The organism is Halorubrum sp. C191 (assembly GCF_002727095.1).
In the GTDB taxonomy this organism is placed as follows: Archaea; Halobacteriota; Halobacteria; order Halobacteriales; family Haloferacaceae; genus Halorubrum; species Halorubrum ezzemoulense.
Map to the genome: position 1 here is coordinate 62,021 of NZ_NHNZ01000110.1, position 23,205 is coordinate 85,225.

General features: G+C 70.4%; 26 protein-coding genes and 1 tRNA gene. 16 read left to right on the forward strand and 11 right to left on the reverse strand.

The genetic code is table 11. The features are described from left to right. The first annotated feature begins 149 nt into the window (after positions 1 to 149). Genes trpD through trpG form a run of 4 tightly spaced genes read left to right on the forward strand, consistent with a single transcriptional unit; the run spans position 150 to position 4,145 of the window. Positions 150 to 1,223, forward strand: a complete 1,074-nt coding sequence (gene trpD, locus Z052_RS11075) for an anthranilate phosphoribosyltransferase (RefSeq protein ID WP_094519524.1) — start codon at positions 150 to 152, stop codon at positions 1,221 to 1,223. After that, on the forward strand, positions 1,223 to 1,867 hold the full coding sequence (locus tag Z052_RS11080; protein WP_086219377.1) for a phosphoribosylanthranilate isomerase: 645 nt from the start codon (positions 1,223 to 1,225) through the stop codon (positions 1,865 to 1,867). Before trpD ends, Z052_RS11080 begins: the two co-directional genes overlap by 1 nt. After that, positions 1,864 to 3,555 (forward strand): anthranilate synthase component I, encoded by a 1,692-nt coding sequence (gene trpE, locus Z052_RS11085; protein WP_094519523.1) that lies wholly within the window; start codon positions 1,864 to 1,866, stop codon positions 3,553 to 3,555. The genes Z052_RS11080 and trpE overlap by 4 nt, the downstream gene beginning before the upstream one ends. Continuing rightward, positions 3,552 to 4,145 (forward strand): anthranilate synthase component II, encoded by a 594-nt coding sequence (gene trpG / locus Z052_RS11090; RefSeq protein ID WP_086219379.1) that lies wholly within the window; start codon positions 3,552 to 3,554, stop codon positions 4,143 to 4,145. The genes trpE and trpG overlap by 4 nt, the downstream gene beginning before the upstream one ends. A gap of 11 nt (positions 4,146 to 4,156) precedes the next feature. Here the strand turns inward: trpG and Z052_RS11095 are convergent, their stop codons facing one another. The 6 genes from Z052_RS11095 to Z052_RS11120 form a co-directional block, all read right to left on the reverse strand. Beyond that, positions 4,157 to 4,810, reverse strand: a complete 654-nt coding sequence (locus tag Z052_RS11095) for a molybdenum cofactor biosynthesis protein B (RefSeq protein WP_049929805.1) — start codon at positions 4,808 to 4,810, stop codon at positions 4,157 to 4,159. A 109-nt stretch (positions 4,811 to 4,919) separates the two neighbouring features. After that, entirely contained in the window at positions 4,920 to 5,336 is a 417-nt protein-coding gene (locus Z052_RS11100; protein ID WP_049929803.1) for a hypothetical protein, read from the reverse strand. A 103-nt stretch (positions 5,337 to 5,439) separates the two neighbouring features. Next, positions 5,440 to 5,655 carry a hypothetical protein gene (locus Z052_RS11105; RefSeq protein WP_049929801.1) on the reverse strand — a complete coding sequence of 72 codons (216 nt, stop codon included), beginning with the start codon at positions 5,653 to 5,655 and terminating at the stop codon, positions 5,440 to 5,442. Between the two features lie 126 nt (positions 5,656 to 5,781). Continuing rightward, positions 5,782 to 7,992, reverse strand: a complete 2,211-nt coding sequence (locus Z052_RS11110; protein WP_094519522.1) for a PAS domain S-box protein — start codon at positions 7,990 to 7,992, stop codon at positions 5,782 to 5,784. 61 nt (positions 7,993 to 8,053) lie between these two features. Further along, positions 8,054 to 9,292 carry an NAD(P)/FAD-dependent oxidoreductase gene (locus Z052_RS11115; protein WP_049929797.1) on the reverse strand — a complete coding sequence of 413 codons (1,239 nt, stop codon included), beginning with the start codon at positions 9,290 to 9,292 and terminating at the stop codon, positions 8,054 to 8,056. Positions 9,293 to 9,450: 158 nt separating this feature from the next. Continuing rightward, positions 9,451 to 10,020, reverse strand: a complete 570-nt coding sequence (locus tag Z052_RS11120) for a DUF1684 domain-containing protein (RefSeq protein WP_049929795.1) — start codon at positions 10,018 to 10,020, stop codon at positions 9,451 to 9,453. A 106-nt stretch (positions 10,021 to 10,126) separates the two neighbouring features. Between Z052_RS11120 and Z052_RS11125 the strand changes: the two genes are divergently transcribed. The 4 genes from Z052_RS11125 to Z052_RS11140 all read left to right on the forward strand — a co-directional run bounded on the left by Z052_RS11125 (position 10,127) and on the right by Z052_RS11140 (position 13,694). Continuing rightward, positions 10,127 to 11,347 carry a PQQ-binding-like beta-propeller repeat protein gene (locus Z052_RS11125; RefSeq protein ID WP_241897928.1) on the forward strand — a complete coding sequence of 407 codons (1,221 nt, stop codon included), beginning with the start codon at positions 10,127 to 10,129 and terminating at the stop codon, positions 11,345 to 11,347. Positions 11,348 to 11,419: 72 nt separating this feature from the next. Next, positions 11,420 to 12,016 carry a DUF6149 family protein gene (locus Z052_RS11130; RefSeq protein ID WP_049929791.1) on the forward strand — a complete coding sequence of 199 codons (597 nt, stop codon included), beginning with the start codon at positions 11,420 to 11,422 and terminating at the stop codon, positions 12,014 to 12,016. Positions 12,017 to 12,129: 113 nt separating this feature from the next. Further along, complete coding sequence (locus Z052_RS11135; RefSeq protein WP_086216545.1) at positions 12,130 to 13,146, forward strand: AI-2E family transporter; 1,017 nt, start codon at positions 12,130 to 12,132, stop codon at positions 13,144 to 13,146. 35 nt (positions 13,147 to 13,181) lie between these two features. Continuing rightward, positions 13,182 to 13,694, forward strand: a complete 513-nt coding sequence (locus tag Z052_RS11140; protein WP_099289019.1) for a TspO/MBR family protein — start codon at positions 13,182 to 13,184, stop codon at positions 13,692 to 13,694. Here Z052_RS11140 and Z052_RS11145 read toward each other — a convergent pair. Continuing rightward, complete coding sequence (locus tag Z052_RS11145) at positions 13,691 to 14,320, reverse strand: GNAT family N-acetyltransferase (protein ID WP_049929784.1); 630 nt, start codon at positions 14,318 to 14,320, stop codon at positions 13,691 to 13,693. The genes Z052_RS11140 and Z052_RS11145 overlap by 4 nt on opposite strands. Positions 14,321 to 14,392: 72 nt before the next feature. On the opposite strand from Z052_RS11145, the gene Z052_RS11150 reads away from it, so the two are divergent. Next, positions 14,393 to 14,968, forward strand: a complete 576-nt coding sequence (locus tag Z052_RS11150) for a class I SAM-dependent methyltransferase (RefSeq protein WP_049929783.1) — start codon at positions 14,393 to 14,395, stop codon at positions 14,966 to 14,968. A gap of 51 nt (positions 14,969 to 15,019) precedes the next feature. Here the strand turns inward: Z052_RS11150 and Z052_RS11155 are convergent, their stop codons facing one another. Next, positions 15,020 to 16,447 carry an ATP-binding protein gene (locus Z052_RS11155; RefSeq protein WP_086216548.1) on the reverse strand — a complete coding sequence of 476 codons (1,428 nt, stop codon included), beginning with the start codon at positions 16,445 to 16,447 and terminating at the stop codon, positions 15,020 to 15,022. A 157-nt stretch (positions 16,448 to 16,604) separates the two neighbouring features. On the opposite strand from Z052_RS11155, the gene idi reads away from it, so the two are divergent. The 6 genes from idi (at position 16,605) to Z052_RS11185 (ending at position 20,898) form a co-directional block, all read left to right on the forward strand. Next, complete coding sequence (idi, locus tag Z052_RS11160; RefSeq protein WP_049929779.1) at positions 16,605 to 17,213, forward strand: isopentenyl-diphosphate Delta-isomerase; 609 nt, start codon at positions 16,605 to 16,607, stop codon at positions 17,211 to 17,213. A gap of 96 nt (positions 17,214 to 17,309) precedes the next feature. Further along, entirely contained in the window at positions 17,310 to 18,065 is a 756-nt protein-coding gene (locus Z052_RS11165; protein ID WP_049929778.1) for a DUF2064 domain-containing protein, read from the forward strand. 78 nt (positions 18,066 to 18,143) lie between these two features. Next, positions 18,144 to 18,227: transfer RNA gene (locus Z052_RS11170), tRNA-Ser, on the forward strand. 384 nt (positions 18,228 to 18,611) lie between these two features. Continuing rightward, positions 18,612 to 19,211 (forward strand): superoxide dismutase, encoded by a 600-nt coding sequence (sod, locus tag Z052_RS11175; RefSeq protein WP_049929776.1) that lies wholly within the window; start codon positions 18,612 to 18,614, stop codon positions 19,209 to 19,211. A gap of 434 nt (positions 19,212 to 19,645) precedes the next feature. Continuing rightward, on the forward strand, positions 19,646 to 19,987 hold the full coding sequence (locus Z052_RS11180; protein ID WP_049929775.1) for a DUF5827 family protein: 342 nt from the start codon (positions 19,646 to 19,648) through the stop codon (positions 19,985 to 19,987). Beyond that, positions 19,984 to 20,898 carry an ATPase gene (locus Z052_RS11185; RefSeq protein ID WP_094519520.1) on the forward strand — a complete coding sequence of 305 codons (915 nt, stop codon included), beginning with the start codon at positions 19,984 to 19,986 and terminating at the stop codon, positions 20,896 to 20,898. Before Z052_RS11180 ends, Z052_RS11185 begins: the two co-directional genes overlap by 4 nt. 32 nt (positions 20,899 to 20,930) lie before the next feature. On the opposite strand, the gene Z052_RS11190 is transcribed toward Z052_RS11185, so the two are convergent. From Z052_RS11190 to Z052_RS11200, 3 genes are all read right to left on the reverse strand, one after another. Next, entirely contained in the window at positions 20,931 to 21,413 is a 483-nt protein-coding gene (locus Z052_RS11190) for a hypothetical protein (protein ID WP_094519519.1), read from the reverse strand. 66 nt (positions 21,414 to 21,479) lie between these two features. Continuing rightward, a complete protein-coding gene (locus tag Z052_RS11195) occupies positions 21,480 to 21,827 on the reverse strand; it encodes a 4a-hydroxytetrahydrobiopterin dehydratase (protein ID WP_049929769.1) in 348 nt (115 codons plus the stop codon). An 85-nt stretch (positions 21,828 to 21,912) separates the two neighbouring features. Beyond that, positions 21,913 to 22,392: a hypothetical protein gene (locus Z052_RS11200; RefSeq protein WP_094519518.1), complete on the reverse strand. Its 480-nt coding sequence runs from the start codon at positions 22,390 to 22,392 to the stop codon at positions 21,913 to 21,915. A gap of 76 nt (positions 22,393 to 22,468) precedes the next feature. On the opposite strand from Z052_RS11200, the gene Z052_RS11205 reads away from it, so the two are divergent. Further along, a partial coding sequence (locus Z052_RS11205) for a BtpA/SgcQ family protein (RefSeq protein ID WP_099289020.1) occupies positions 22,469 to 23,205 on the forward strand: 737 nt, incomplete at its 3' end.

Consider the following 23,205-nt stretch of genomic DNA (forward strand, 5'->3'; position numbering starts at 1 on the left):
GCCGACCGCCGTCGTTGCTACGACAAAGGCCCGTTTTCGCCGTTCTCGGCCCCGTTGACTGCGTGTTACCGTCTCACGTCTCGGCGACAGCGTTAAAACAGTGTACATACTTGTACATCATAACGCGGAATACTACATCGGTGGACACAATGAATCTCAACGACACGGTCGAGCGCGTGACGGACGGGGAGGATCTGACCGTAGAGGAGGCGCGCGAGGCCGCGCGGCTCGTCTTCGAGGAGGCGACGGAGGCCCAGATCGGGGCGCTGCTCGCCGCGCTCCGGGCGAAGGGCGAGACCGAGGCCGAGATCGCCGGGTTCGCGCAGGGGATGCGCGACGCGGCGCGCACGATCGAGCCCGACCGCGAGCCGCTCGTCGACACCTGCGGCACCGGCGGCGACGACCACGACACGATCAACGTGTCGACGACCGCCGCCGTCGTCGCCGCTGGCGCGGGCGTCCCGATCGCCAAGCACGGCAACTACTCGGTCTCCTCCTCCTCGGGCAGCGCGGACGTGCTGGAGGTCGCGGGGGCCGACGTCGATGCGGAGCCGCCAGCCGTCGAGGCGGCGATCGAGGACGACGGGATCGGCTTCATGCTCGCGCCCGTCTTCCACCCGGCGATGAAGGCCGTCATCGGTCCGCGCAAGGAACTGGGGATGCGGACGATCTTCAACGTCCTCGGCCCGCTCACCAATCCCGCCGGCGCCGACGCGCAGGTGCTCGGCGTGTACGACCCCGACCTCGTCCCCGTCATCGCGCGGTCGCTGGCGCACATGCCCGTCGAGCGCGCGCTCGTCGTCCACGGCGCGGGCATGGATGAGATCGGAATCCATTCCGAGACGGTCGCGGCCGAGGTCGACGGCGAGGACGTGACGGAGTTCACGATCGAGCCCGCCGACCTCGGGCTCGACCGCGCCCCGATCGAGGCGGTCGCCGGCGGGACGCCCGCGGAGAACGCCGCGGACCTGCGCGGGATCGTCGACGGCTCGGTCACCGGTCCGAAGCGCGACCTGATCCTCGCGAACGCGGGCGCAGCCGTCTACGTCGCTGGCGAGGCCGAGACCCTCGCCGCGGGCGTCGAGCGCGCCGCGGAGGCGATCGACTCCGGCGCGGCCGCCGAGAAGTTCGCGGCCCTCTGCGACGGCGACGAGGCGCCCCCGGCTGACGCGGGGACGAGCGGAGCGGCGGACGGCGCGACGACCGCGGAGGACGACGACTGATGGCGCGGGTGAAGATCTGCGGGATCACGCGCGAGGCCGACCTCCGCGCCGCGGTCGACGCGGGGGCCGACGCGGTGGGCGTGATCACGGAGGTGCCGGTCGACTCGCCGCGCGAGGTCGACCCCGCCGAGGCGGCGGAGCTGCTCGCGGACGTGCCCGCGTTCGTCACCGCGACGCTCGTGACGATGCCCGAGTCCGCCGAGCGCGCGGTCGAGCTCGCCCGCACGACCGCGCCCGACGCGATCCAGCTCCACGGCGAGTGGACCGTCGACGAGCTCCGCTACATCCGCGCGGAGACGGAGCGCAAGGTGCTGCTCACGGTCGACGCCGACGACCCGGCCCGCGCCGAGGAGTTCGACGGCGCGGTCGACGCCTTCGTCGTCGACTCCACGGACGACTCGGGCGCGGGCGGCACCGGCGAGACGCACGACTGGCGCGCGACCGGCGAGCTCGCCGAGCGACTCACCACGCCCGTCGTGCTCGCTGGCGGGCTCACGGCAGACACCGTCGCCGAGGCGGTCCGCGTCGCCGACCCGTTCGCGGTCGACGTGGCGTCGGGCGTCGAGATCGAGGGTGGCCGGAAGGACCACAACGCGGTGGCCCGCTTCGTCGCCAACGCGGGCCGGGAGATGGAGCTGGCATGAGCGACGCGGCCCCCTCGCTCGACCGCTCGAAGGCCGAGTTCGTCGATCTGGCCGCCGATGCCGAGAAGCCGGTCGTCGTCCGCGCGTCCGCGTCGCTCGACGCCGACGTGACCCCGCTCGGCGCGTACGCGACCCTCGTCGGCGAGGGGCCGTACGGGTTCCTCCTGGAGTCCGGCGAGAAGGTCGCCTCCAGCGACCCTGACGGCGCGTTCACGAACGGCGGGAAGGCGGACCGGCACGCCCGCTACTCGTTCGTCGGCTACGACCCGGAGGCGGTCGTCTCCGTCCACCCGGATCGCACGGAGGTGACCGAGCTCGGCCCGGCGGCCGAGTTCCTCGGCGACGGGCTCGACGGCGACGCGGGGGCCGCGACGACCGTGCCCGGCCTCGGCCCGGACGAAGGCGACGCGGTCGACCGCGTCCGCGCCGCGTTCCCCGACGTGGCCCTGCGCGGCTTCCCCGACACCGACCGCCAGATCCTCTCGGGCGGGTTCGTCGGCTTCCTCGCGTACGAGGCGGTCTACGACCTCTGGTTAGAGGAGGTCGGTGTCGACCGCCCCGAGACCGAGTTCCCGGACGCGGAGTTCGCCCTCACGACCCGGACCGTCGTCTTCGACGAGCGGGAGGGCGGCGCCGAACTCGTGTTCACCCCGGTGATCGGCGTCGACGACGACCCGGCCGCGGTGTACGACGACCTCCTCGCGGAGGCCGAGCGCGTCGCCGCCGAACTGCGAGAGGCAGCCCCGCCAGACCCCGACGGCGTGCGCGTCCGCGAGGAGTCCGCGGACCCGCGCGGGGAGTACGAGGAGGCCGTCCGCACGGCCAAGCGACACGTCCTCGACGGCGACATCTACCAGGGCGTGATCTCGCGCAGCCGCGAGCTCCGCGGCGAGGTGGACTCGCTCGGCCTGTACGCGGCGCTGCGCGACGTGAACCCCTCGCCGTACATGTACGTGCTGCGCCACGACGACCGGAGCGTCGTCGGCGCGAGCCCCGAGACGCTCGTCTCCGTCCAGGGCGACCGCGTCGTCTCGAACCCGATCGCAGGGACCTGTCCGCGCGGGACCAGCCCGGTCGAGGACCGCCGGCTCGCGGGCGAGATGCTCGCCGACGGGAAGGAGCGCGCCGAGCACACGATGCTCGTCGACCTCGCGCGCAACGACGTGCGGCGCGTCTCGGAGCCCGGCTCCGTCCGGGTCGAGGAGTTCATGAACGTGCTGAAGTACAGTCACGTCCAACACATCGAGTCGACCGTGACCGGGACGCTCGCGGCCGACGCGGACGCCTTCGACGCGACGCGCGCGACGTTCCCCGCGGGGACGCTCACCGGCGCGCCGAAGGTGCGCGCGATGGAGATCATCGACGACCTCGAAACGACGCCGCGGGAGGCGTACGGCGGCGGCGTCGGCTACTACTCGTGGACCGGCGACGCCGACTTCGCGATCGTGATCCGGACCGCGACGCTCGACGAGTCGGGCGACGAGTCGGTCGTGGGCGTCCGCGCGGGCGCGGGGCTCGTCGCCGACTCCGACCCGGCCGCGGAGTACGAGGAGACAGAACAGAAAATGGACGGCGTGTTGACCGCGATCGACCGGATCCGCGAGGACGCAGCCGACGAGGGCGGCAACGCCGACCGGGAGCCCGGCGACGCCGACCCGATCGCCACCGGCTCGGAGGCGGAGCGATGAAGGTCGTCGTCGTCGACAACTTCGACTCGTTCACCTACAACCTCGTCGAGTACGTCTCCGACCAGACGATCGACGGCGAGCCGGTCGGCGTCGAGGTGTTCAAGAACACCGCGTCGCTCGCCGAGGTCGAGGCCGCGGATCCGGACGCGGTGATCATCAGTCCCGGGCCGGGCCACCCGAAGAACGACCGCGACGTGGGCGTGACGATGCCGGTGTTGCGCGACCTCTCGCCGACGGTGCCGACGCTGGGCGTGTGCCTCGGTCTGGAGGCCGCCGTGTACGAGTACGGCGGGACCGTCGGGCACGCGCCGGAGCCGGTTCACGGCAAGGCGTTCCCCGTCGACCACGACGGCGAGGGCGTGTTCCGCGGGCTCGACCAGGGGTTCCGGGGCGGCCGCTACCACTCGCTCGCGGCGACCGAGGTCACCGACGCGTTCGCGGTGACGGCCACCACGGACCACGACGGCGAGTCGATCGTGATGGGGATCCGTCACCGCGAACACCCGATCGAGGCGGTCCAGTTCCACCCGGAGAGCGTGTTGACCGGGTCGGGCCACGACCTCGTCCGGAACTTCCTCACTTCGGTCTGAGGGTCCGGGCGTCAGGCCCCGTCGCTCGGCGAATCTTCGTCGCCGTCGGCTTGCCCGTCGGCGTCTTTCTCGTCACCTTCCTCGTCGAGGCCCCGCCCGGCGAGGCCGACGAGGTGGCCGACCTCGGCGAGTATGATCTCGTCGACGCCGAGCTGAACCGCGTTCTCCGAGCCCGGCAGACAGAACACCGGCGTGGCGGAGACGACCCCGGCGGTCGCGCGCGACCCGATCGTCCGCGTGCCGACCGCCTCGTGAGAGAGCCGGCGGAACAGCTCGCCGAACCCGGGGAGCCGCTTCGCGAACAGCCCTCGCACGGCCTCCGGCGTGACGTCGTCCGGCGTGACGCCCGTCCCGCCGGTGGTCACCACCGCGTCGGTGTCCTTCCGGCGGGCGAGGCGGTCGACGGTGCCTTGGACGCTGTCGTAGTCGTCGGGGATCAGCTCGCGGACAGCCACCTCGTGGCCCGCCTCCTCGAACGCGGCCGCGACGTAGTCGCCCGCCGGGTCCTCGTCCGCTGACCGCGAGGAGGACACGGTGACGACCGCGACCGCGACCGACTCGGCGTCGTGGTGGTGATGGTGGTCGCGGCCGTGGTCGTGGTCATGACCGTGACCGTGATCCTCTCGGTCGTCGTGGCTGTGGCCGTGGTCGTCGTGGTCGCTCATGGACCGACGTTCGGCGCCCGCGTGAAAACATCTCCCGGTCGGCGAGCCGCGCATGGCCGTTCCGGGCGACCGCCGGAGGGCCGGAGTCCGCTCGGAGACCCGTCGCCGCTCAGGGCCAGTCGTCTCGGGCCTGCTCTTCCGGCGCCTCGTCGGTCTCGTCCTCGGTCGCGAGCGTCCACTCCGCAGCCTCGGCAGCGTCCTCGACGTGAAGGAACTCCCAGTCGGTCGCCTCGGCGACCGCCTCGTCCTCGTCGTCGATCCCGACGAAGACGTGGCGGTCCGTGTCGAACTGGCCGCTGATGTTCTCTAAGCTCTCCTCGACGCCGCGCGGCCCGGAGAAGAAGTCCTGTCGCACGCGGTGTTTCCGCGTGAAGTTCGTGACGACGTAGGTCGGCTTCTCGCTGACGACGCCGACGTACTCCGTCCACTGTCGGGCGTTGTTGAACACCGCGTTGGGGTCCGCGAGCGCTTTCAGCGCCTTCAGCTCGAACGCCAGCGTCATGTCTGTGGATCCGCCGCTGTCCATGCGCCAGGTTACCCCCGCCCGGCGAAAACAACTTCGCTTCCGCGCAGCCACCCCCTCCGCCGCTCACCGACCGGTCGCGGTCCTCTCGGCGGCCGCGGGGGTCTCACCGCGCTCGCACCCGATAGTAATCGGTGAACTTCACCACGTCGCCGTCGTCGAGGTCGCCGGTCTCCGGCGCCGTCTGCGGCTCGTCGGCTAGCTCCCGCACGATCTCCTGTTCGTCGTCGTCCAGTTCGTCGTAGTGCCGGACCCGCGCGTCGGCCGGAACGCGACCGGTGCGACGCAGCCGTAGCCGCCGTCCGGTGTCTCTAAGTGACATGTGGTACCGTATGACATGGTTAATCATAAACGTTTCGCGGCGGTCGCTGACTCGACCGACGCCGTTCGCCCCGCGTCGCGGGCGCGACGTTCCACCGCCGTTGGCAGCGGTTCGATTGTCGGCGGCTCAGTCGTCCGCTCGGGGGAGCGTGAGCGTGATCGCCGTACCGCGGGGCTCCGCGCTCGCGACGGCGGCCGAGCCGCCCGACTGCCGAACGACCCAGTAGACGAGCCACAGCCCGAGGCCGCTGCCGTGGTACAGCGCGTCGACCGCCGTGCCGTCGACGAGGACGTCTCGGTCCATCCCGGTCAACCCCGGCCCGTCGTCCTCGACGCGGACCTCGACCGCGTCGGGCCGGGCCTCGACCGACACCGCGACGGTCGGCCGGTCGCGGTCGTGATGTTCGACCGCGTTTCGGACCAGTTCGTCGATCGCCCGCGAGATCCACGTCGTCGCGGACGCCGTCGCGTGCCCGTCGTCGGGCACCGAGACGCCGACCGTCGCGTTCGGGAACTCCTCGTCCCGCTCCGCGGCCACCTGTCGGGCGACGCGCCCGATGTCGACGGGTTCGGTCTCCGGCGCGTCGCTCAGCACCTCGGTGATGTGGTGGGACTTCTCGCTCGTCTCCAGCAGGTCGTCGGCCCGCGACACGATGTACTCGGCCGCGTCGGCGGGGTCGACGGCCCCCGCCGCGATCTGCTTCGCCCGTCCCCGGACGACCGTCAGCGCGTTCCGGAGGTTGTGCTGGAGGACTCTGTCGACGACCCTGAGCTGTCGCGCGCGGTTCTCGCTGTCGGTCACGTCCCGAAGCACGCCGACGACCCCGGCGGGCTCCTCGCTCTCGGGGCTGTCGAGGGGGTAGTACCGCACGTCCATCGTCCGCGTCCCGCGGGTCGGGTGCGTCCGGGTCGTCCGGTACTCCACCGACTCCCCCCGGAGCGCGCTCTCCACCTCACGCTCGACCCGCCGGTAGTCGTCGTCGGGGACGATGTCGGCGAGCGTCACGTCCGTCACGTCGCCGTCGCCGAGGTCGTGATACTCGCGGTACTGGGGGTTCGCGAACAGGAGTCGACCCTCGCGGTCGACCGCGGCGATGAGGTCGGTCGCGCCGTTGATCGCGCGCTCGTACCGCTCCAAGTCGCGTTCGCGCTCCTTGCGCTCGGTGACGTCCCGACAGATGGCGAACGTGCCGGCCAGATCGCCGTCGGCGTCGTAGTAGGGGTACCGCTGCGTGCTGAACGTCGCCGCCCGGTCGCTCTCGGGGAACGTCGGCGATATCTCGTACTCGGTCATCGCCTCGGTTTCGAGCACCTCCCGCCGCCGCGCGTCGACCTCGGCGGCCGCCTCCGGGTCCATGAACGCGAACTCGTCGCCGCCGTACAGCTCCTCGCGGGGTATCCCGGCGAACTCGCTCACCGCCTCGTTGAGCAGCTCGAACTCGCCGTCGCGGTTCTGGAGGAGGACAGGGTCGTCGAGCTGCTCGACGATGTCCCGGTACTGCTTCAACCGCCCCGTTGCGGCCTTCCGTTCCGTGATGTCCGTCTGAATGGCGACGAACCGCGTGATCTCGCCGTCGTCGTCGACGACCGGCGCGATGGTCTGGTGGGCGTGGTACGGCGTGCCGTCGCGCCGCCGGTCAACGATCTCCTCTTCCCACACGTCCCCGGCCAAGAGCGTCGACCACAGCGCGTCGTAGTACTCGTCGGACATCTCGCCGGAGTTGAGTATCGCCGGCGTCTCCCCTAGGGCCTCCGCGGTCTCGTAGCCGGTGTTGTCCGTGAACGCCGGGTTGACGTACTCGATCGTCCCGTCGGTGTCGGTGACGTAGATCGCGTGCCCGGCGTGTTCGACGAGGTTGCGGAACGTCTCCGCCCGCTGCCCGCCGATCTCCTCGACGCCGTCGCGGAAGATCCCAGTGTACACCGCGTCGCAGTCGTCCGGACTCGGCTCGCCGTCGCCGCCCCCGCTGCCGTCGTCGTCTCCGTCGCCGTCGCGGCCCTCTCGACCCGGGCCGTGTTCGTGAAAGCGGGCGGAGAACGTCACCGTGTGACCGTCGGCGTGCCGGATCGGCACCGAGACGCTCCCGCTCTCGTCGAGCCCCTCGGCCCGAGCGAGCCGGTCGCGAACCGACCTGCTACCCGCATCGCCCACGTCCGACACGACGACGGAGGCGAGGTCGCGTCCAAGTAGCTCGTCGGGCGCGTAGCCGAACGCCGCTTCGGTCGCGGGGTTGACGTAGACGACGGTCCCCTCGCGGTCGAGTGAGACCACCGGGTCCGAACACTCCGCGACGAAGGCGGCGAAGAACTCGTTGTCGGGGGACCGTCCGGAGCTCATCGGTATGAGGAATACGCGCTCGCGGCCCAAAAGGTACCGGAACTCGCGGCGGCGCCGCGGTCTACTGCTCCGTCGTCGCCGCCAGGTCGTCGACTGAGAACCCGGGCTCCATGAGGAGGTCGGTCTGCCCGCTCACGTCGCGCCCCTCGCGCATCAGCTGCTTGAAGGCGGACTGCGGCGAGAGGTCGCCGATGAGCACGCCGCCCACGACCTTCCCGTCCTTCAGCGCGACGCGGCGCCACTCGTTCTCGCCGGTGGTCGCCTCCACGGAGTCGTCGCCGAGCGTCGGGTGGCCGAACGAGAGGAACGGGAAGTCGAAGTGCGTGATCGAGTACGAGGAGACCCACTCGAACTCCTCGGCGCCGTAGTCGACCATGCTCCGGGCGGCGATCGTCCCCTGCTCTTTCGCGGACCCCCACGAGCCGTTCTTCGCGCGCTCGCCGAGGATGAGGTCGTTGAACGTCGTGATGTCGCCCGCGGCGAACACGTTGTCGACGTTGGTTCGCATGAACTCGTCGACGACGATGCCGTCGTCGAGCTCCAGCGGCGTGTCTTGGAGGAGCTCGGTGTTGAAGTCGAGCCCGATGGCGACGCCCGCGAAGTCGCACTCGTAGCGCTCGCCGTTCGGGTCGACCGCGGCCTCGACGTGGCCGTCGTCGTCGACCTCGAAGTGGTCCACGCCCGAGCCGAAGACGGGCTCGACGCCGCGCTCGCGCATCGCCTCGTGCATGATCTCTGCGCCCTCCTCCGAGAGCGCGTAGCGCCACCAGTTGTCGCCGCGCATGAGGTACTTCGCCTCGACGCCCTGCGCGCCGCAGATGGCCGCGAAGTCGATGCCGAGCAGTCCGGCGCCGACGATGACAGCCTGCTCGGCGCCCTCGACGCTCTCTTTGATCCGGCGGGCGTCCTGGAAGGTCCAGAAGTGGTGGATCCCCTCCGCGTCGGCGTTCTCGACCGGGAGCTGCTGGGGCGTGCCGCCGACGGCCAGCAGGAGGGAATCGTACTCGAACGTCTCGCCCTCGTGGGTGTGGACCGCGTCGTTCTCGATGTCGATGTCGACGACGACCGTGTTGAGCCGGAGGTCGACGTCGTGGTCGTCGTACCACGATTCCTGATGGATCGAGATCGGGGCCTCGGGGAGCTTCCCCTTCGCGTACTCCTTGATCAGGATCCGGTTGTAGAGGGACTCTCCCTCGTCCGTGAGAACCGTGATCTCGGCGTCGGGCACTTCATCGCGGAGGGTCTCGGCCGCGGACGCGCCCGCGATACCGTCACCGACGATCACGTACGAATCGCTCATATCCCGGCGTTCGGATTCACGGTTAATGTGGGTTGTCATCCGCGCCCGCCACTGTGCGGCCGAGACGCACGCCCGCCGGAAACGCCGTACTCGGGGCCTTCTCGCGACGGGGCGAGGGCGGTCGATCGCGGACGCCCGCGGAAAAAGTCGCGTCCCGGTCAGTGGTCCGCGCCGGCCGGCTCCGCGGGGAAGTCCCGCTCGCCGGCCTCGATCGCGACGTCGAGCCAGTTCTCCGTCGGTACGAGCGGGCACTCGTAGGCGTGGTTGTACGCGCACGTCGGGTTGTACGCCAGGTTGAAGTCCACGATCCACTCGCCGTCGACGCGGTCGCGGTCGGGCTCCAGATCGAGGTAGCGACCGGCACCGTACGTCTCCTCGCCGCTGGTCGCGTCGCGGAACGGCACCCAGAACCGGTCCGCGCCGTCGGCCGGTCGGTACGCCTGAAGCGTCGCCTGCTCGCCGTCGACCTCGAAGCGGAACTCGCCCCAGCGGCTGTACGTCTGCTCACCGTCGGCGGTCGTCTCGACGGTCACCGTCTCCTTCTCGTCGTGCTCGTGGAGCGGGACCACGAACCGGAACGCCGGGTCCGGATCGAAGTACGCTAGTCCGGGGAACGCGTCGCCTCGCATCGAGACCGGCAGCGGCGACCGGGCCGAGTCGCGGAACTGCTCGACCTTCGCCGCTCGCTGCGCCTCCACCTGCGCCGCCCAGTCGTCAGCGTCGTCCATGATCGGCTTAGTATTGCGCTCCACACACAATAATAATTCCGACCACGGAAGCCTCGACCCCGCCGGCGACAGAAGGCACTTATAATCCTCTCGGGGACGTTGCGGCGTGAACAGACGAACTGCCCTCTCCACCTTGGCGGTCGGTGGGTTCGTCGGAGTTGGTGGCTGTCTCGACAACGTGCGCGGCGGCGACGACGAGCGATCGGACAGCGACCGCCCGGACCCCGAACTGAACCGGGAGGTCGAGACGAACGGCGCCGAGGACAGCGCACGCTCGCAGTTCCAGTGGGGACCGGCGCACGGAGGACACCGCGAGGAGGCGGGACCGAAAGACGATGTCGACGTGTTCTGGCGCCGGACGCCGTACCGGTACGACCACTCACAGCCGGTCGTCGTGGGCGATCGGGTGTACGTCTCGTTCTCGGGGACCTTGTTTCGTCTCGGTCTCGCGACCGGCGAGGTACAGTGGTCGACGGAGGTCGGTCACGACGGGTCGTCGACGCCGGCGGTTCGCGACGGCATCGCATACGTGACGGTGTGGAACGGCGGAGGCGAGACAGACCGCGGACTGGCGGCCGTCGACGCCGAGAGCGGTGAGGTGCGGTGGCGGCGGCTGACCGACGCGGAGATCACGACGGCGCCGACCGTGACCACCGACGGCGTGTTCGTGGGAGGCGGCTACGAGACGCAGACCGTCGCGGCGTTCGACCGCGACGGGACCGAACGGTGGCGCAACGACCTCGCTGAGTACGCTTCCGCGCCCGCCGTCGCCGACGGAACTGTCGTCTACGGCGCGGGCGGTCCTCGTGTCGTCGCCTACGACGCCGCCTCGGGAGCGGAACTGTGGACGACCGACGTCGACGGCGACGCGACCGCGACGCCGACCGTCGCCGACGGCCGCGTCCTGATCGGAACGCGGGCCGGGACCCTGTACGCGCTCGACCTCGGCGACGGAAGCGTTGAATGGACTGACGACCTCCCGGGGCCCGTCCGGCGATCGGTCGCCGTCACGGCCGACAGAGCGGTTGTTCCGACCGAACTCGGCCTCGTCGCCGTCGGCGACGGCGGCGAGCGCCTGTGGAGCGACGAAGAGATCGCCGGCGCGACCGCGCCGATGGTCGCGGACGGGGTCGCGTACCTCGGCGACGGTCGGACCGTCCGCGCGATCGCGGTCGAAGACGGGACAGAGCGGTGGTCCTTCCGGAGTCGCGAGCGCTCTTACACCGACGTCCTCCTCCAGGGCGTCCGCGCCGCCCCGACCGTCGTCGACGGCGTCGTCCTCGCGGCGACCCATGCGGGTGACGTGTACGCGCTCGGCGAGAGCTGAAACGGTTGCCGGGTCGCGCTTCGACCCGATGAGACGCCACACATTCAAGAGCGTCCCGGCCCAATCGCGGATATGAAAATCCGGCAGAACATCCGTCACTGGGCCGCCAAGAAGGCGCTGACCACGCCGGTCGTCGGCGACGTCGCCAACGACAAGCTCGTCGACCTCCACACGAGCATCTTCCTCAACAAGGCGGACGAGGACCGGCGCGAGGAGCGCCGCGATCACCTCGACAGCTTCTTCGACGCGACGATGGACACCTACGTCGCCGCTTTGGAGGCCGGGTTCCCGGAGGCCGAGGCCCGCGAGATCACCCACGTTCAGGCGAACTTCGACTTCTTCAACCACGGCTGGACGGAGATGATGGAGATCCCGGGCGACGAGCTCGAGGCGCACTACCGCCGGTACGAGTCCTTCTTCACCGACTTCGGGATCACCATCGACGACCCGCTGGGCGAGTTCCGCCCGCCCGAGGGTCTCGCCGAGGCCCCCGAGACGCCGGGGAAGCTCGACGAGCCGGAGTACGAGAACGCGCTAGCCGGCTTCGCCGACGACGTGTACGTCGAGACCGACGACGGCGAGACGGTAGTGGGCGGCGGCGCAGAGGAGCCAGAGGAGGTAGACCCGGCGACCGCGCCCGGCCTCGACGAAGACGAAGCGAGCGCCTGATCGCCGTCACGGTCGGTCGGTAGATCCGCCTTCGCTCTCGCGTTCGCCGGCAGACCCGCCGACCGCGTCCGCCTGCCGGGCACGTTTATAATCCGCGGGGGACACCGTGGCGTATGAACCGCGGGCAATCGTTCCTCCTCCTGCTCATGGGAGCGGTCTCGCTCCTCACGCTCTTCGTCATCCTCCCGTTCGTCGAGTACGTGATCGCGTCGGCGATCCTCGCGTTCATCCTCTACCCCTTCCACCGGCGGCTCACGCGCCGGCTCCGCCGTCGCGTCTCGACGCGGTTCGGCGAGATGCTGTCGGCGTTGACGCTCATCCTCTCCGCCATCGTCGCCGTGATCTTGCCGCTTGCGTACATCACGTTGGTGTTCGTCCGCGACCTCACCGCGATCGCGGCGGGCGAGACGTCGATAAACGTGGCCGCGATCGAAGCCGAAATCGCGACGCTCACGGGACAGGATCCCGAGATCGGCGATCTCCTCCAGACCGGCGGCGAACTACTCGTCCAGACGCTGTTCGGCGGGTTTAGCGGTGTTTTGAACACGGCGATCCGAGCGTCGGTCGGCCTGTCGCTCGCGCTCTTTCTGGTGTACTACACCCTTATCGACGGTCCGGCGTTCGTCGGGTGGATCCGAGAGACGAGCCCGCTGCCGGCGGAGGTCACAGCCGACCTCGTCGACCGCGTCAACGTGATGACTCGGGGGGTCGTCATCGGCCACATCTCGGTCGCGCTGCTCCAAGCACTGGTCGCCGGGCTCGGCTTGTGGGCCGCCGGCATCCCCAACGTGGTGTTCTGGACGTTCGTGATGGCGGTGCTGGCGCTTTTACCCCTCATCGGGGCCTTCTTCGTGTGGGGGCCGGCGGCCGCCTACCTCGTGATCATCGACCAGGTGACCGCGGGCGTGTTCCTCGCCGTCTACGGCGTCGCGGTGATCGCGATGGTTGACAACTACGCCCGACCGCTCGTCATCGACCAGCAGGCGCACCTCAACCCCGCGGTCATCCTCCTCGGCGTGTTCGGCGGCATCTACTCGGTCGGGTTCACCGGGCTCTTCGTCGGCCCCATCGTGATCGGCGTGCTCGCGGCCACGCTGGAGACGTTCCGGGAGGACTACGACGCGATCTGAGCGGGATTTAAGCCCGAGCGGGGTCGAGAACGCCCATGGCGACGACCGCGACCTCTCGGCTTCCGGACCGACGCGACATCCTCCGCATCGCCGGCGCGGCGGTCGCCGTCAACCTGATCGGCGCGCTCGGCGTCCCCTTCACCACGACACAGAGCGCGTGGTTCGCGGCGCTGGAGCTGCCCGCCTTCTACCCGCCCGGCTGGGCGTTCGGCGTCGTCTGGCCGATCCTGTACGCGCTGTGCGGCGCCGCGGCCGCCCTCGTCTCTCTCGCCGGACGCGACGGTGCGGCGTCGGCGGGGCGCGTACGAACGGCGCTCGCGCTGTTCGGGATCCAGCTCGTCCTGAACATCACGTGGTCGCCGGTCTTCTGGGGGCTCGAACGCCCCGACCTCGGGCTCGTCGTCCTCGCCGTCCTCCTCCCCTTGGTCGTCGCGACGGTCTGGGCGTTCGACCGCGTCGACCGGCGCGCGGCGGCGCTTCTCCTCCCCTACCTCGCGTGGGTCTGCTTCGCGACCGCGCTCAATTACGCGATCTGGGCGCTCAACTAGCCGCCGTCACGCGGGCTCCGGTCGAGTTCCGGAGGCCCGCGCTTCAGCCGCTCGGCGACGAATCGGCGCTCCGCTCGACTCAGTTCCCCGTCAGTCTCGCGAAACGCTTCCAGCCCCTCGCGGTACCGCTCTGGCTCTGCGTCCGCGGGCGCCGCCGCCGGTCGCGCCAGCTCCAACTCGGCGATACCCGTCTGCTCCCCCGTGTACGCGAAGCCGCACTTGTGGCACGCCTCGTACGCGAACGGGTTGTTCACGGCGATCTTCACGCGCTCGAAGCCGGCGGCGGACAGGTCGGCGACGGTCTCACCGATGAGCCGCGGGCCGACCCCCTCGCCGCGCCGCGCGGCGTGGACGGTGACGTAGCGGAGTCGACAGCAGGAGGGGTCGGTGCGGTCCGCGGAGAATGAGACGGCGGCGATCACGTCCTCGTCGAACGCGTCGGGGTTGACCGTTTCCGGCAGCGGTTCGTCGGGCTCCCACTCCGGCGCGGCCGGGCTCCCGTCCGGCGTCCGGATCACCGACTTCCCCGGCCCGCCGACGACGAACTTCCCGGCGTACGCGAAGGCCCGGTAATCGAGCCGCAGGGTGGTCCCCTCGTCCGGGGGACAGACGAGCGCGTACTCCATAGGTCGTCGTACGGCGTCGAGCGGTTAAACACGGTCGGTGGCTCTTTATCCGTCGCCGGGCTCATTCCGCTCATGTACGGACTCGGCGACGTGGGCTTCTTCGACCGGGTAGCGCCGCTGTACGACCTCGCGATGCCGCCGGCGGACGGCGAGGCGCTCGCCGCGGGGCTCGCCCACGCCGAGTGTCCGATCGAGCGCCTCCTCGACGTCGGCGGCGGGTCCGGACGGGCGGCGGCTGCGCTGACCGGTCCCGACATCACGGTCGTCGACGCCTCCGTCGAGATGCTCTCACGGGCGCGGCGCGTCCGCGGACTCTCTGGCCTCGCCGGCGACGCGGGGCGACTCCCGTTCCGGGACGCCAGCGTCGACGCGGTCACGGTCGTCGACGCGTTCCACCACCTGCCCGATCAGGACGCCGCGCTCGCGGAGACAGCCCGCGCGCTCGTGCCCGGCGGCGCGCTCGTCGTCCGGGAGTTCGATCCGGACCACCCGCTCGGACGGCTCCTCGCCGTCGGCGAACGCGCGATCGGGATGGAGTCGCGGTTCCGCGCGCCGGACGACCTCGCGGCCGCGATGGACGACGCCGGCCTCGACCCGCGGATCGTCGATCGCGGGTTCGGCTATACGGTCGCCGGCGTTCGGCGCTGAGTCGCCGCGAACTCGGCGTTCATACTCGACCGCAGAACCGAAGCCGACGCGTCAGTCCTGCGTCCGTCCCTGCGGCTCGGCGCCGCGGGCCGGGTCGGGTGACCCCTCGTCGGCGTGATCGTGGTCGTGATCCGCGTGGTCGTGGGCGTCGTTCGACCCCGTCTCGCCGAGGACTTCGGCGCCCTCCCCGTCGATCATGTCCATGTTCTTGAGGTTGTCGCGCTCCTCGAAGTCCTCGACCGCCTCCATCACGTCCGCCTGCGTGATCGTCATCCGGTCCTCCGTGAGCGCGCCGAGGACGGCCTCGCGGAGCACCATCCGGAGGTCGGACCCGGTGAGGCCGGTGGTCCGGTCGGCGACCTCCTCGGGGTCGAAGTCCGCGATCTTCATCTCCTTGGTCACCACGCGGAGGATGTCCGCGCGCATGTCGCGGTCCGGCTTGGGGAAGTTGACGATCTCGTCGAAGCGGCGCCACGCGGCGGCGTCAAGCTGGTCCGGGTGGTTCGTCGCGCCGATGAGGAGGACCTCGTCGCGGACCAGCGACACCTCGTCGATCGACTTCAGCAGGGTGTTCACCGCGCGCTTCAGGGCGGCGTGCTCGTCCGAGCGGCGCGTCTTCGCCACCGAGTCGAACTCGTCGATGAAGAGGATACACGGCGAGAGCCGCTTGGCCACCTCGAAGCTCTTCTCGACGTTCTTCGACGTCTCGCCGAGGTACTGGCTCGTGATCATCGAGAGCTTCACCTCGACGAACGGGAGCCCGAGCTCGTGAGCGAGCGCGCGCGACACGGTGGTCTTTCCGGTGCCGGGCGGGCCGACGAACAGCAGCTTTCCGATCTCGCGGAGGCCGATCTCCGCGAGGTACTCGCGGTGTTCGATCGCCTTGACGATCTTCTGGATCTCGCCCTCCTGGTCGCCGGTCAGGACGAGGTCCGCCAGCGTCGTCTCGATCTCCTCGGGCGCGCGGACGTTGACGAGGTCGAGCATCTCCCCGTCCTCGTCCTCGTCGAAGTACTGCGAGAGCAGCGCGTCGATCCAGACGCGGTCGGCTTGGACCGGCCGCACGTCGTCTCTCGCCGCCTCGCGCGTCACCGGCGCATCGAGGTCGTCCGCGGCCTCTAAGGCGGCGACGAGCGTCGGGTTCCCGGCGATCCGGTCGTCGTCGGCGTGGTCGCGGTACCACTCCAGTCCCATTCCGGGCTGCGTCAGCGATATCTCGCCGGAGAACTCCGTGCGTTGGGTGAAGAGGAGGTCGGAGACCGCGTCCCAGGGTCGCTCGACGCCCGTCGCGGTGCGGGTGGCCTCGTCGGTCGCCTTCAGCGGTCGCTCCACGCCGCCGGGGGCGTCCTCGGCGGCGTCGGCCGACCAGAACACCTGTCGGAACCGCGGGGGCAGGTCGTTCTCGTCGAGGTCGCGGTTCTGCGTGTAGAAGTGCGTCGTCAACACGAACTCGACGACGTCGAGCGCCGGGTCACTCATCCGCGGCTAGTAGCGCCGGGACGCGGTTAAGAGCGTCGAAGCGCCCCGGGCGGCGGGCGGTAGCATCGGCGGATGGCGGGCCAAAGCGGAACGACCGGCGCGGCGAGGCGACCGTCGTATCGAACCCTTATTAGCCTTGGTCTGCGACGTACCGCGCATGAGTTCCGAAGACGCGGCCGCACCGGGGGATCCCGCCGGCGACGACGCGACCGGCGAGGCGAGCGACACCGACCACGAGAACGCGCTTCAGGACGTCATCGCTGTCGACCCGGACGACGTCGCGCAGGGAACGGTGAACCGACTCGACGCGCACACCGGCGACGGGATCCGCCACCGCGCGTTCACCTGCCTGGTCTTCGACCGGGACGGCCGGATCCTGCTGGCCCAGCGCGCGCCGAACAAGCGCCTCTGGGACGGCCACTGGGACGGCACGGTCGCCTCCCACCCCGTCGAGGGACAATCTCAGGAGGACGCTACCGAGCAGCGCCTCGAAGAGGAGCTGGGCATCTCGCCCGACCAGTACGACGACCTCCGGGTGACGGACAAGTTCGAGTACAAGCGCTACTACCCGAACGAGGGCGTCGAGTGGGAGGTGTGTGCGGTGCTGAAGGTGACCCTCGACGACACCGCCTTGGACCCGGACGACGACGAGATCGGCGGGATGCTGTGGGCCGACTACGACCACCTCCACGAGAACCCCGAGCTGTACCGGCAGCTCCGCCTCTGCCCGTGGTTCGAGATCGCGATGCGCCGCGACTTCTCTTGACCGACCGCCGCATCTCCCAGATCGGTCCGCGCGTCCGGGCTCCCCTTCCTCGGACCGAAACGGCGACTTGAAGGCGCTCCCGCGCCGCGATCCCGTATGACCGTCGTCGTCCTGCTGGCGAATCCGCCCCGCGAGGGGCTCGTCGGAACCGCGATCGCCGAGTCGACGCCGCTGTCCGCCGCCGAGGCGGCTGACCTCTACGAGGCGCAATTCCGTGACGCCGTCCTCGCGGTCGACCGCTCCGGCGGCGAGCTCCTCGTCAACTATCCCGACGACGAGGACCTCCCCGCCGAGCACCGGACGGAGACGAGTCCGGAGGCGGAGCTGCGGACGCTCGTCGCGGACACCCTCGGCGGCACCGACGAGGTCCGCTTCGAGCGGCAGGTCGGTTCGTCGTTCGGCGCGCGCGCCGGCAACACCGTCACCCACCTTTTACGCGAGGAGGGCGCCGACTCCGTCGCGGTCGTCACCCCGACCGCGCCGTTGCTCTCGCGGACGAGCGTCGACTCCGCGGCGATGAAGCTCCGGACGACCGAAGTGGTCCTCGGGCCCTCGACGGACGGCCGGGCGTACTACGCCGGGTTCACGGAACCGATCGACTTCGACGGCGCTTTCGAGGCGCCCGCGCTGCCGACGCTCGCGGAGCGCGGCCGCGACGCCGACCGCTCCGTGGACTTCGTCGAGCCGTCCCCCTCGCTGGAGACCGGGGCGGACCTCCTCGACGTGGTCCCGATGCTCCGCGCGCGGTTCGCCGCGGAGCGCGTCGTGCCGGACTACACGGCCGCGTTCGTCCACGAGAAGGGGTTGGACGTGGTCGTCGAGGACGGCGAGCAACGATTGGTTCGGGACTGAGCGTCTCGTGCGCGGCGGCGGGGCCCGGTGCGTCGGATCCGACACCACTTAGTCGTCCGACGCCGAGCAGTCACGTGTGGTGGGATGGCAGAGTGGCCCATTGCGCCTGCCTTGAAAGCAGGTAGCCTCACGGCTTCCTGGGTTCGAATCCCAGTCCCACCGTAGGTGCGCGGCGCATCTCGCGCCGCGCGCGTCTCGTGCGGGATTCGAAGCCTGTGAGTCGCAGCGCCAGAGCGGAGCGAGGGTGAACGTCTCACATCGGTTCGAATCCCAGTCCCACCGTAGGTGCGCGGCGCAGCTCGTGCTGCGCGCGTTTCGTGCGGGATTGAATCAGTGAGCGACCGCGAAACCGAATTCAGTTACTCGGTTCTCTCGACAGCCGATTCGGATCGGTCTCTCGTCTCGCGCTTTCGACCGCCGGAACCGCAATCACATCGCTGCTGGCCTGAAACGCCCGGTAACACTCACGTCCGGTGACGCGTGGTACCACGTGCCGCATTATCTTTAACAGGTTTCCGGCACATGTTCGTGATAGGTGATACAAGCATGAGTTACGAACTCGATCCGCTGCCGTACGATTACGACGCGCTGGAACCGCACATCTCCGAACAGGTGCTCGAATGGCACCATGACACCCACCACCAGGGGTACGTCAACGGCTGGAACTCCGCCGAGGAGACGCTCGAGGCCAACCGCGAGGACCACGACTTCTCCTCGTCGGCCGGGGCCATCCGCGACGTGACCCACAACTCGTCGGGCCACATCCTCCACGACCTGTTCTGGCAGAACATGTCGCCGGAGGGCGGCGACGAGCCCGAAGGAGACCTCGCCGACCGTATCGAGGAGGACTTCGGCTCGTACGAGGCCTGGAAGGGCGAGTTCGAAGCCGCCGCGGGCAGCGCGAGCGGCTGGGCCCTGCTGGTGTACGACACGTTCTCGAATCAGCTTCGCAACGTCGTGGTCGACAACCACGACGAGGGCGCGGTCTGGGGCGGTCACCCGATCCTCGCGCTCGACGTCTGGGAGCACTCCTACTACCACGACTACGGCCCGGCTCGCGGCGAGTTCGTCGACAACTTCTTTGAGGTCGTCGACTGGGACGAGCCGTCCACCCGCTACGAGCAGGCCGTCGAGCTGTTCGAGTAAGCGCGTCTCCGGACGCGTTACGCGCGTCGAGATCCGCATTTTTTCGCAGCGTGTTGCCCGGTGAGCGACGGGTTCGCGTAGGCGGTGTGAGTCATGACTGGTCGCCGGCGAGGCGATGACGAACGCCTCCGAAGCCCCAGCCGCGCTCGACTCCCACAGCTTCGCCGCGCTCCGCGGTCGTCCGCCGTGCTCACTCCCTGCGGTGCTTGCGTCGCTGGGATTCGGCGAGCGCGGCTGCCCGTTTGAGCCCCGTCCCGCACGGCACCGCACCTCTCACCGCCCCAGCCTCGTCGGCCTCCCTCCAGTCGGCCGACTCCCTCGCACGCGCTCCTCGCGGCCGCCTTCGGCGGCCACTCGAAGGCGCGCGCCACCCCACGGAATGAGGTTCGAACCGTATCGGCAGCGTTTACGGACGCCGTCGCGTACGCTCGCGCATGCCCGAACCGAAGTCGGCGTTCGACGCCACCTACCCGTGCGACTTCTACGAGCCCGCGGAGCTGTTCGAGCCGGACCAGATGTACACGATCCCGGAGATCGGTCGCCTGCTTCAGGGGTTAGAACCGGACGCCGAGGTCGACCCCGACACCGAGGCCGTGCTGGTCGACTGGGCCGTCCCGTGGGTGATGGTCCACGCCGACGACATGGTCGTCGCCGAGCCCCTGACCGAGGACGGCCCGGGATACTACGGGCTCGCCACGGACGAGGACCACAGCGGGGCGTCCGACACCGACGCCGAGTCGGACGCTGACTCCGACGAACTCGACGAGTCGGCGTGACCGGGGACCGATCCGACCCGCCGACGTACCTCGTCGCCGGCGGCGCGCGCGTCGACGCCGGCAAGACCACCTTCTCGGCGGGGCTGGTCGCCCACCTCGCCGACCGCGCGGGCGACGCGGTCGGCGTCAAGCCCCGGGCCGGCAACGACCTCTGGTTCGACCACGACGACTATTTGATCGCGACCGACGCGGCCCGACTCTACGGGAAGGACGCCCGCACCCTCGCGGCCGCGAACACCCGCGCGCTCGCGGCGGCCGACGACAATTCCCCGTCGCCCTCGGCGGTCACGCCGGAATCGATCAACCCCGTCCACCGGCTCTGGCGACCGACGCCGGGACGGACGGGCATGCTCGGCGACGCAGAGCGCACGTTCCTCTGCGACCGCGTCACCACCGCGTCCGGCACGCGCTTCGTCGTCAACGGCGCGGCCGAGGAGGCGGGGCTGCTCCCCGACGCGCTGACCGACCGCCTCCCCCTCGCGGAGGCGACTCGCGTGCGCGACGTACCGGCGTTCAACGAGGTGATGGCCGAGGCGCACCTCCCCGCGATCGAGCGGCTCGCGGACCGCGTCGCGCGGACGCCAGTCCCGGTCGTCGTCGAGTCGTACGCCGACGTGGCCGGGACCCTTCCCCGCGACGGGCCGGTCGCGCCCGACGCGGTCGCCGTCGTCGACCCCGGCCGCGCGCGGCTATACGCCGGCGACCGCTACGCCAAGGCCCGCGCGGTCGCGGCCGGGAGCCCGCGAGAGGGGAGCCGCGAGGAGCACGTCGACGCGGTGACGGAGATGATCGAGCCGCTCGCGACCGTCTCGCTGCCGGCGCTGTCCGGCGACGTCCGCGGCGATCCCGACCGGATCGCGGCGGCGTACGAGCCGGCGTACGCGACGCTCACGGATTCGGTCGAGAACTGAAGGAGCGACGGAGCGTCGCGTGCGGCCCGGGCTCAGGCGTTCCGCTTCGTGTAGTGTTCCAGCGCGGACTCGATCGACGAGAGGTCGGCGGTCACGCGGTTGTCGGCGACGCGCATGAAGCCGGGCGTGTACGACGACGAGTAGTCGAAGATCCGGTTGACTGCGCGCTTGGGCGCGGCGACGGCGCCGAAGTCGGTGACCGTGTACACCCGCGTGGTGGGGAAGGCGGTCCAGAAGGTCCCGCTCACCCAGCGGTCCTCGTCCGCGAACGCCTCGCCGACGCGGCCGGTCGCGACGTACTCGTCGTCCGCGTAGAACAGCAGGAGGTCGCCCGACGCCATCTTCTCGAACGTCGACCCGTTGCCGCTGTCGTCGTCGACGGCCCACAGGCGCGTCTCGTCGAGGTCGGCGAGGGGTTCGGGGCGATCGGGGTAGTCGGTGAGATCGACCGGGGACCGGACGGTCCGGTCGAAGTTCTCCGGGTCGATCGGGACCAGGAAGACGTTCTCGCTCATTACCCGTCGTTTCGCCGGGAGGGGTTTAAACCCGTTTGTTGATGTGTCAGGTCAGGACGGGTGCGGTCACTCGCCGTCGGCGGCGTACAGGCGGTCCATCCGCGCCGCCATCACGAAGTCGGCGCGGGTGAGGCCGCCGACCTCGTGGCTCCACATCTCGATCCCGACCTCGCCCCACGACAGCGAGATGTCCGGGTGGTGCCACTCCGCCTCGGCGAGCTCGCCCACGTCGTTCGTGAACGCGAGCGCCGTCTCGAAGTCGGGGAACTCGTAGCTCGCCTCCAGGTGGTGGTCGTTGACGACCTCCCACGCGTCGCCCAGTTCGTCGAGGTGGTCGGCGCACTCGTCTCCGTCGAGCGGCTCCGCGTCGTCGCCGGCCGGTTCGACCGGCTCGTCCGCGAGCGGTGAGGACATACCCCACGTTAGGCGACGAACGGTTTGTACCTTCCGCGGTCGACCCCGGAGGACGACGGGCGACCGAAAAGCGCGGACCGAGGCCTTACCGGAGCCGCGAGATCGCCTCGCGTACCGCGCGCCGCAGCCGGCCGAGGCGCCCCCTCCCGCGCTCGTCGTCAGTGGCGCCCCCGTCCGCGCCGGTCGCGCTCGGGTCAGAGAGCTCCCAGCCGGCCTTTTCGGCGGCCTCGTCGACGCGCAAGAACTCGTAGCCCGTCTCGGTGGCGACGCGCTCGTCCGCGCGGGTCGTGCCGACGAACACGCACCGCGGGGCGGCGCTCTGCTCGCGGATGTCCGCGAGGGTCCCCCACTTGTCCCACTTCGTGAGCGCGTAGTCGTTGTCGATCCCGTAGTCGCCCGCGAACTGCGCGGCCCGGTCCGCCTCGTTCGCGACGATGCCGACGTGGCGGCTCCACTGGCGCGCGTCGGCGAACGCCGCGGCCGGGTCGGCGAGCGACCGCGCGGCGCCGAGCGAGAAGACGAGCGTCACGTCGCCGTCGCCGGTCGTCGTCGCGTCGATTCCCATCTCGACCGGATCCAGGTGGCCGGCGGCCTAAACGCTGTGGGGAGGCTTTTGTCCGAGGCCCTCCTCGTCCCCGAGAATGGAGTTCGAATCCACCTTCGACACCGCTGCGCCGCTGCTCGGCATGGTCCACCTCCCGCCGCTTCCCGGTGCCCCGAACGCGCCCGACGACGGCCGCGAGGCGATGCGCGCGGCGGTCGACCGGGCCGCGAGCGACGCGCGCGCGCTCGACAGCGGCGGCGTCGATGGGATCGTGATCGAGAACTTCGGCGACGCCCCCTTCTACCCCGACGAAGTCCCGCCGCACGTCGTCGCCGGCGTGACCCGCGCCGCGACCGCGGTCGCCGCCGAGACGGACCTCCCGCTCGGGGTCAACGTCCTCCGGAACGACGCCGAGGCCGCCCTCTCGGTCGCCGCCGCGGTCGGCGCCGACTTCGTCCGGGTGAACGTCCACACCGGCGCCCGCGTCACCGACCAGGGGATCGTCCAGGGGCGCGCCCACGAGACGCTCCGCCTGCGCGACCGCCTCGGCGTCGACGTCGGCGTCTTCGCCGACACCGACGTGAAACACTCCGCCCCGCTGACGCCCGCGGGGTACACGGCCGAGTCGTTCGCCGACACCGCCGAGCGCGGCCTCGCCGACGCCGTGATCGCCTCCGGGCCGGGGACCGGCGAGGCGGTCGATACCGACGCCCTCGGGTCGGTCGTCGCCGAGCGCGAGCGCCACGGCCTCGACACGCCCGTCCTCGTCGGCAGCGGCGTCACGCCGGAGACGGTCGCCGACCTGCTCGACGTCGCCGACGGCGCGATCGTCGG